The organism is Corynebacterium sp. HMSC034B08 (assembly GCF_001835805.1).
GTDB classification, from domain to species: Bacteria; Actinomycetota; Actinomycetes; order Mycobacteriales; family Mycobacteriaceae; genus Corynebacterium; species Corynebacterium coyleae.
Genome location: NZ_KV825938.1, coordinates 1 through 9,963, shown reverse-complemented (window position 1 = coordinate 9,963; position 9,963 = coordinate 1). Strand labels below are relative to the sequence as shown.

General features: G+C 58.5%; 3 protein-coding genes. All 3 read left to right on the top strand.

Annotated elements, in window-relative coordinates:
- On the top strand, window positions 1-1,808 hold a 1,808-nt coding region (locus HMPREF2656_RS04010), incomplete at its 5' end, for a YPDG domain-containing protein (RefSeq protein WP_210400957.1).
- A gap of 357 nt (window positions 1,809-2,165) precedes the next feature.
- Window positions 2,166-6,665 (top strand): Rib/alpha-like domain-containing protein, encoded by a 4,500-nt coding sequence (locus tag HMPREF2656_RS04005; RefSeq protein ID WP_070815931.1) that lies wholly within the window; start codon window positions 2,166-2,168, stop codon window positions 6,663-6,665.
- Window positions 6,666-7,242: 577 nt separating this feature from the next.
- Window positions 7,243-9,963: YPDG domain-containing protein (locus tag HMPREF2656_RS04000; RefSeq protein WP_210400956.1), on the top strand; the 2,721-nt coding region annotated here is incomplete at its 3' end.

The window sequence follows — 9,963 nt, the reverse complement described above, 5'->3', positions numbered from 1 at the left end:
ACGCCAAGCCGGGCGACAAGATCACCGTTCCGGTGGTTGTGACCTACCCGGATGGCACGAAGGACAACGTTGACGTCACCGTCACGGTGACCGACAAGGACAAGGACCTTTACGAGCCGTCCTACGAGGACAAGCTCGTCGTCCCAGGTAAGGAGACGAAGTCGTCGCCGTCCTTCACCGGCAAGGATGGCAAGGACGCGACCGCTCCTGAGGGCTCGACGTTCAAGATCACTGATGGTTTCTCGGCTCCCGAGGGCTACGTGGTCACTATCGACGAGAACTCCGGCGAGATCACGGTGACCTTCCCGGATAAGTCGAAGCTCAACGCAGATACCGTTGAGGAGTTCGATGTTCCGGTCATTGTGACCTACCCGGACAAGTCCACCGACGACGCGACCGCGAAGTTCAAGCTGGATACCGACGGTGATGGCACGCCTGATACCGAGGATCCGGACGATGACGGTGATGGCATCCCGGATGAGAAGGAGAAGGAAGACAAGACCAACCCGAAGGTTCCGAACCAGAACCTGGACTACGAGCCGGAGTACAAGGATGGTTCGGGTAAGCCTGGTGAGGACGTGACCGTTCCTGCTCCGGAGTTCAAGGACAAGGATGGCAACCCGACCACGCCGCCGGAGGGCACGAAGTTCACCCCGGGTGAGAACACCCCGGATGGCGTGACCATCGATGAGAACACCGGCGAGATCATCGTGACTATTCCGAAGGACGCGAAGCCGGGTGACAAGATCACGGTTCCGGTTGTTGTGACTTACCCGGATGGTTCTAAGGACAACGTTGATGTCACCGTCACCGTTGACAACCCGGATGCGAAGACTGCGGATGAGATCGAGCCGGAGTACAAGGACGGTTCGGGCAAGCCTGGTGAGGACGTCAAGGTCGATAAGCCTGAGTTCAAGGACAAGGACGGCAACCCGACCACACCGCCGGAGGGCACCACGTTCACTCCGGGTGAGAACGCGCCGGATGGTGTGGTCGTCGATAAGAACACCGGCGAGATCACCGTGACTATTCCGAAGGACGCCAAGCCGGGCGACAAGATCACCGTTCCGGTCGAGGTCACCTACCCGGATGGTTCCAAGGACAACACCACGGTCACCGTCACCGTTGATAACCCGGATAAACCGGTAGATGAGGGTGCGGACACCACGCCGCCGAAGATCAACCCGATCAAGCCGGACGATAAGACCATCACCGGCACCGGCGACCGTCCGGGCGAGGACATCATCGTGACTTTCCCGGATGGCAAGGAAGTGCCGACCAAGACCGATGAGAACGGCAACTGGACGGTCACCGTTCCTGGCGGCACCACCTTGAAGCCGGGCGACGATGTCAAGGCTCGGGACGGTGTGGGCAACGAGTCCAAGGAGAAGGTTGGCATCGACACCGGCAAGTGCATCGCCACCTCGGTTGGCTTCGGTCTACCGCTGATCGCGCTCCTGCCGATCGGTCTGGCTACCCAGTTGGAGATCCCGGGTCTGTCTGACATCGCTGCTCAGACGAACGCGCAGATTCAGAACTTCAACACCCAGATGCAGCGTCAGCTGGGCGTGTTCAATCCGCAGATGGCTTCCCAGGTGGATGCGATCAACTCGCAACTCGCTCGCTACGGCACCGATATCGGAACCGTGCTCGGCGGCCTGGCCCTGATCGCCGCTGGCATCTTGGCCGGCACGATCATTTACGACAACTGCTCGCCGAACGGTGGCTCGTCCATCAAGAACCTCGAGTTGAGGGGTTCTTCCGGCAACACCTACGCAGGTTCGTCGAAGGAGGGGAAGGAGAAGTAATGCAGTAGACCAGCGCCTTTACTAAAGGCGTCTTCCTCGAATCCGTCGCCCCGCTCATCATTCCGGTGAGCGGGGCGACGTTTTGCGCATTGCTTATCGACGACCCCACCTCCCCGGGGGCCACCCCCGCCCAAAGGCAGGGAACTCACAGGAACTATCCACGCAACGGTACGGAACCAGGCAGTTTTTATATCAATTCCTGAGGGGAAGCTAAATAATCACATGAGTGGGGGTAGGGCCAAAAGGGCGGATTGTAGACAGGTGTCCACCAGGCGTAGCGTTCCCAAAGTCCTAAACGGGTGTCCATTAATTGGATATTGCGTTTACACACATCGCTATGTTTCTGGAAGGTTCTTTGTGAAGAAAAACTACGTTGCACGCCGCCGTGGCACCTCGGTTGCCGCAGCCACGTTGTCGCTCGCGTTGGTTGCGCCGCTCGCGCAGCCGACGGCGTTTGCGCAAGACAACCCGCAGGCTGCCCCAGCCCCGGCCCCAGCGCCAGCCCCAGCCCCAGCCGCGGACCAAGGCAAGAACAAGCAGGTGCCAAACGCCATCTTTACCAAGGGCGGCTGGCGTGATTTCTACGGCTACCACGGTTGGGCGTACATCAATAAGGATGGCCGCCACGATGACTTGTCGTCGAATAATGAGCCGCTCAAGGGCAACGTCATCTACTTGCAGTACGTGACCAAGAACGGTGAGGTTTCGCCGACGTTCTACACCACGACTGACTCCGAGGGGCGCTTCTCCTTCGACCTGTCCGAGAAGGTAACCAACGAGGTTGACGCGCCGCCGTTCTGGCTGGCTGCCGGTGGCGTTCGCGTCCGCGTTTGGGGCGAGAACCCGGATCCAAGCAAGTACTCGGTGGTTGCCGCGGGTGACTTCAACTCGGGCCGTTACACCTCCATCACGGACCGCGTGCAGGAGTCTTGGAACTTCACTGCTGGTCCTGCTGGTTCCCGCATTACCAACGGTCGTTTTGTGCTTGAGGAGAAGCCGAATCACGTTGGTTGGTTGGCCAAGCCGGAGAAGGATTGGACTCGTGCGCTCGACGGCGAGACTGGCAAACCGACCATAGATGGTCAGTTCCCGTACTACGGGGACTTTGGCGCGATCAAGAGCATCGCTCACCCGAATGAGTCCATGGTGTGGTGGGAGACTGGTGAGTCTGCCGGTACCTTGCCGGGCTACTACAAGTACCAGCCTGCGCGTGGTGATCGCGCAGCGGGCGGCATCGAGATTGTTGCGTCGTATCTTAACGACGAAGTCGCGCGCCAGATCGACGCTTGGAAGAACGAGAACCCGGGTTACACGGTTGAGCAGGAGCGTGCGAACCAGGAGCGCATCATCAAGGCGTACCAGGACGAGCACGGCGAGGGCTCCCACATTGCAGAGACCGTCGTTGCCCCGACCAGCGCTGACGGCATGATTTACCTGCCGTTCAAGGGCACGCTGGGCTACTCGCGCGACAAGGCCAACCTCGGTGTGAACAATGTGGTCAGCGAAGAAGACTGGGGCAAGGTTGCCGATGACTACCAGAACCAGTGGGTCAACGTGTTTACCGGCGCTTCGTTGTACGACGTGCGTCACATCAACACCGACTACATGTATATCTACCCGAACATTGAGGGCCGCGACGTGAAGAACTCTGCGTTCGTCGCCAATATGTTCATGAACTACCGCGACCAGGGCGCGATTGCCGCCGGCGTGAACATGAACGGTCTGCAGTTCCCGTTGATGACTGCACAGCCGACCTTCGATATTCCGGAGTACAACTCCTACGACAACAAGGGTCGTCCGGGCTCCAAGGTGACTACGAAGACCGCGGGCTTGCTGCCGAACACGGAGTACGCAATCCGTTGGTACGCAACCGCTCCGGATGGTACCCAGACTGAGATCAAGGATGCGATGTGCAAGATCAAGAGCGACGACAAGGGTGCGCTCGAGTCCTGCAACTTCCAGGCTCCTGAGGATCTGAAGGAGACCACGGTCTACACCGCCGCGCTGGTTTCTGTTGACCCGGCTTCCGGCAAGCCGTCTGATCGTTGGGAGATCGCAGACTCCTTCACCGCTGTTGTTCCTGAGCCGCTGCCGTTGGGCTCGGTTGGCACTGAGTTCCCGGACAACGACGTCACGCCGCTGTTCAAGGATCTGCCGGACAATATGAAAGAGGGCACTGAACCGTCCTACTCGGCTAACGACTTGCCTGCAGGCCTGGCCATCGACCCGAAGACCGGCAAGATCACCGGCAAGCCGACTACCCCGGGCACCACTGAGGTCATCGTGACTCGCGAGATCGAGGTCTTGGTCGAGCAGGATGTGCCGGTGCTTGACGACGACGGCAACCCGGTCTACGAAAACCCAGACGAGCAAGATCCTGACAAGCGTATTGAGAAGACCGAGAAGAAGCCCGTCGCGCAGAAGCGTAAGGAGCAGGTGGTCACCAAGATCACGGTGACGGACACCAAGCTGTCCGACGGTGTTTTCGGTGAGCCGTACGAGCAGGAAGTGAAGCCGGAAGGCTTTGACAAGCTGCCGCAGGGCTTCGAGCTGAAGAAGGACTCCATCAAGGTTGATGGCCTTCCGAAGGGCCTGGAGTTCAAGGACGGCACAATCACCGGTACGCCGACCGATAAGGTTGATGCGTCCGAAGAAAAGCCGAACGTCACCGTCACCTACACGTTGGTGGATCAGGACGGCAACGAGACCGCGCACACCGATGTTGTCCCGCTGAAGGTCACCGACCAGGCTGGCAAGTACGACCCGCAGGGTAAGGACCAGGAGGTTGCGAAGAATTCTGAGCCGAAGGCTGAGGATTCGATCGCGAACAAGGGTGAGCTTCCGGAGGGCACCAAGTACGCCTGGAAGGATGCGCCGAAGACTGACACCTCTGGTGACAAGGAGGCTGTCGTTGTTGTGACCTACCCGGATGGCACCACTGATGAGGTGCCGGTGACGGTGAAGGTTGCCAAGGATCAGGCCGAGCAGTTCGACCCGAAGGGTAAGGACCAGACGGTTGAAACCGGCAAGACGCCGGAACCGAAGGACAACGTCAAGGACGCGGACAAGTTGCCGAAGGGCACGACGTTCGAATACAAGGACGAGCCGGACACCTCCACGGCTGGCGATAAGCCGGTTACCGTCATCGTGACCTACCCGGACGGTTCTGCCGACGAGGTGCAGGCCACCGTGAAGGTGGAAGACCCGAAGAAGGAAGACCCGAAGCCAGCAGACCCGAAGCAGTCCGACGCTGACGCCTACGAGCCACAGGTCCAGGACAAGACTGTCGCTCCGAACGAGGTCCCGGAGGCCAAGGACCACGTCACCAACATCGACGAGCTGCCGGAGGGCACGGCCTTCGAGTACGAGCAGGCGCCGGATACCTCCACTGAGGGCGACAAGCCGGTGACCATCGTTGCCACCTACCCGGATGGCACCACCGACAAGGTCAACGCCAACGTCAAGGTGCAGAAGAACGCGACCGACGCTGACAAGCACGACCCGCAGGGCCAGGACCAGAAGGTCAAGACTGGCGGCACTCCGGATCCGAAGGGCAATATCAAGGACACCGACAAGCTCCCGAAGGGCACCACCTTCAAGTACAAGGAGACCCCGGATACCTCGAAGCCGGGCGTCTACGACGTCACTGTTGTTGTGACCTACCCGGATGGTTCCACCGATGAGGTGCAGACGACGATCACCGTTGGTACTGACGCGGAGCGTTTCGTGCCGGAGTATGACAAGGTCACGGACGTGCCGGTTGATGGTGAGAAGAACACCAACGATCCGTTCGGCACCAAGGCGCCGGTGAAGAAGACGGAGGCGAAGCCGACCGTGGATTCGGACGCCGACAAGTGGGAGTTCACCCCGCAGGACAACGGTGTGATCAACGCGAAGGCTCCTTCGATGAAGGACGTCGCGGAGAAGATCGAGGCCAAGTTGCCGGAGATCAAGAGCGCCGATGTGAAGAAGCGTTGGGATAAGTTCTTCGAAACGTTCAAGCCGTTCGCTCGTCCGTCTGTTGCGGTCGACTTCACCTACGAGGACGACTCGACCAACTCCGCGACCGCCAACTTCGACCTGGTGGGCAAGGATGGGAAGTCCCTGCTGGATCCGAATGGTGACTTTGATGGCGACGGCCACACCAACCGCGAGGAGGTGGAGAAGGGCGCCAACCCGGCCGACGATCAGTCGAAGCCAGACACCACGGCACCGACTATCGACGACATCACCCCCAGCACCAAGACCATCTCCGGTAAGGGCGACCGTCCTGGCGAGAAGATCACTGTCACGTTCCCGAACGGCAAGTCGATCACGACCACGACCGACAAGGATGGCAAGTGGAAGGTCAACGTCCCGGCAAGCGTGAACCTCGAGACCGGCCAGGAGATCCAGGTCGTCGACGGCGCCGGCAACAAGGCCACCGCAAAGGTTGGTATCGACACCGGCAAGTGCATTGCAACCTCCGTCGGCTTCGGTCTTCCGCTGATTGCGCTGCTGCCGATCGGTCTGGCCACCCAGATCCAGATCCCGGGTCTCACCGAGTTCGCTGCTCAGGCGAATGCGCAGATCCAGACCGCGAACACGCGCCTCCAGCAGCAGTTGGGCGTGTTCAACCCGCAGGTCGCCGCTCAGGCAGACGCAATCAACGCGAAGTTGGCCCAGTACGGCACCGATATCGGTACTGTCCTCGGCGGTCTGGCGCTGATCGCGGCTGGCATCCTCGCCGGCACGATCATTTACGACAACTGCTCGCCCACCGGCGGCTCGTCCGTGAAGAACCTCGAACTGAAGGGTTCCTCCGGAAAGACCTACGCTGGCTCCTCTCAGGAGACTACGGCTCCGGAAAAGAAGTAATTCGGTAGCCAAACGCCTTCTATGAAGGCACCTTCCTCGAAACCGTTGCCCCGCTCACCACGCTGGTGAGCGGGGCAACGGTTTTTGTGTGCATGTTGCTTATCGACGACCCCACGTCCCCCAACCACCCCCTAATGGAGGGGGAAGCCGAACCTGAGAAAACTCTCACCTTGGGGTGTTTTGCCTGTGCAGCCATAAAAAGACGCATCGGTTGGAGAGTGGAATAACGTCACGGCATTTTCGGGGAAGCCGCGTCGGTCTCGACGTGCATTTGCAGTGGTTGTAAAGGGGCGTGAATGAAAAACCAAAGCGCAAAGATGTATTGACGTCCAAGATTGCCGTGTGCTGACTGCACTGCGTAAGCGCTGCTGAGAATACAAGAGGGGAGGGTGCCGGGCTGCTTGGGGAAACTTAAGAAACCTGACCGCTAGTTGTAGGCAGCCGTAGCAATCATTGCGGACGAATGTCCACTTCTTTACTCTTGGCTATGTCGGCTCTGTGTGGCATGTGTCTGTCTACGCCACACGGGGAAGGGCTCATCTAACCGAATAATCATTTTCGAGGAAGGAATTTTTCGGTGAAGAAGAATTACATTGCACGTCGTCGTGGCACGTCTGTTGCTGCGGCTGCGTTGTCGTTTGCGTTGGTTGCGCCGTTGGCGCAGCCGGTTGCGTTTGCGCAGGAGGCTCCTGCTGCTGTTGCGGGTGCTGATGCGGCGAAGCCGGAGGCTACAGCTGCCGCGGGTGAACCGTATGCTGATGCGATTTACTCGCCTGGTGTAGTCAATGGCAAGAAGACTGTTTCAGGTACGGTCCTGTTCTACGACCAATTCCCGGGATCGTCGATTGGTAATACCGCTGCAAAGGGTGACTTCGGTAAGGCGCTGCCTGCAGCCGGCTCCGGTCTGGGGGAGAACTTTAAGGGCGCGACTGTCTACGCGCAGTGGTTTGAGAAGCCGGCCAAGGGCAAGACTGGTGACAATCCAGCGGTTGCTTCGCCGGTGTACAAGACGACTGTGAATGAAGACGGTACGTACGCAATTAACATGCGTCCGTATATCGATTCTGATGGTAAATACCGTGAGTTCCACGCGCAGTACAACACCGCTGCTGGCGGTCGTGGCCAGAAGGTGAAGATCTGGGTCGACGGCTATGACCGTGACGAATACGAGATGGTCCGTGGCTACGGTGAGCGCCAGGTGCCGGATGGCACTGTTGCGGACGATACTGGTGGTGCTGGCTGGGGTTCCGGTCCTGCGCAGCGCTCCTTGGCTGGTGCGCACCAGGTTTTCGTCAAGCGTGCTAATGCAGAGCAGATGCTTGGCGACGAGTCCGAGTGGCGCAAGGTGGATGACATTGAGAAGGCTGCCAACGGTAAAGAGGGCGGTTCCTTCTACGGTAAGGCGTACTGGAACCTGAACCAGGGCCTTGGCGGTCTTGGTCAGAAGGAAATCGTGGGCGATAAGAATGATCGCCGTATCGAGGGTCTTCAGGTTGTTGCGGCGTACCTTTCCGATAAGGCTGTGCTTGAGATCCAGAAGCACGTTGAGGAGAACAAGGGTACGGAGTACCAAAACCACGACCTGCGTAGTTCCAGCTGGGATGTCAACGATGAGCTGAAGTTGCAGGCTTGGATCAACGAGCAGATCGCGAAGAATCCGGATTGGATCGCTGAGCGCGTCGTTACGGAAACTGACGGCAATGGCGACTACCTGATTCAGTTCAAGGGCACGTACGGTATTAACCCGAATAAGGCGGGCAAGGTTGATCCTAAGCTTGCCGGTACGGTTGCTGACAGCTTTGCGGATGGCGTCTTTACCAATAATCAGATCTCCGGCCGTGAAAATGCGAAGCACGTCAACTGGGATTGGCTGTTTGTCGACGCGCCGAACCTGCCGACCGGCGTGTCCAATATGGGCGCATGGCGCGGAAACGTGTGGCAGGGTCTGACATCTAACCCCTGGGGGATCGCTGATATTGGTGGCGTTGCTGGCACGCCGTACGATATGCGTGGTATGCAGAAGGCGAGCCTGAGCCCGAACTACAATGTTGGTTCGTGGGATATGGCGTTGATGCCGAAACAGATCCACTTTGCGGTGGATAAGTATGACTCCTTGACGAATTTTGCTCGTCCGGGTGATAAGACTCACGCGTTTACCAACGGTCTTCCTGGCTTTAACCTGAGTGCTCTTTACCAGGTTGAGTGGAAGGATAGTGACGGCAATGTGGTTAACACCTGCAAGGCTGTTGATGCTGAGGGCAACCTGATTGAGGGTGACGCAGCTGCTAATTCGTTGGGTATGCCTGCTAAGTCGGACGGCACGCTGCCGAACTGTGAGATCACGGTTCCTGAGGATCTCGACAAGATGACGACGTACACGGCTACCCTGTACGGCATCGATGCCAATGGTGACCGAATTGCTCTCGCGTCCGACTCGTTTACTGCGTTGGTGAAGACGGCTGCTGAGGTTTCTCCGCAGTATGATCCGACGTTTGCTGAGGTCGGCACTGAGGTGAAGACTGGTAAGCCGAAGTTCGTTGATGCGTTGACGGGTGAGCCGATTGATCCGGCTGATGAGCGTCTTGCAGGTGCAAAGTACGTTCTGCACAAGGATGCGTTGCCGGAAGGCTGGGCCGCTGATATCGACCCTGAAACCGGTGTGATTACGGTTACACCTGGTGCGAATGGTATCGACGGTGAAGAACTCAAGCCTGGTGACACGGTAAACCTCCCGGTTCGTGTTGAGTACGCCGACGGCACTGCTAATGGTGCATACGCGCCGATCGTGATCGGTAAGCAGGCAGACTTCCTCGAGCCGAAGTACGAGGACAAGCTGGTTGTTCCGGGTAAGGAAACCAAGTCGAAGCCGACCTTTACTGACAAGAACGGTAAGGGTGTTGATGTTCCTAAGGGTTCGAAGTTCGCGATTGGTGAGGACTTCAAGGCTCCTGAGGGCTACGTCGTTGAGATTGACAAGAACACCGGTGAGATCACCGTTACCTTCCCGGATGGCTCCAAGCTGAGCGCGGACACCGCTGAGGAGTTTGATGTTCCTGTCACGGTGACCTACCCGGATAAGTCCACCGATAAGGTGAAGGCGAACTTCAAGCTGGATACCGATGGTGACGGTACGCCTGACACCGAGGACGAGGATGACGATGGTGACGGCATCCCGGATGAGGAAGAGAAGAACAAGGGTTCCAACCCGAAGAACAAGGGCTCGATTCCGGCAACGCCGCTGGTGCCGGGTACCAAGGTTGAGCTTCCGGATTGGGATGATTCTTCTACCACGCCGGGT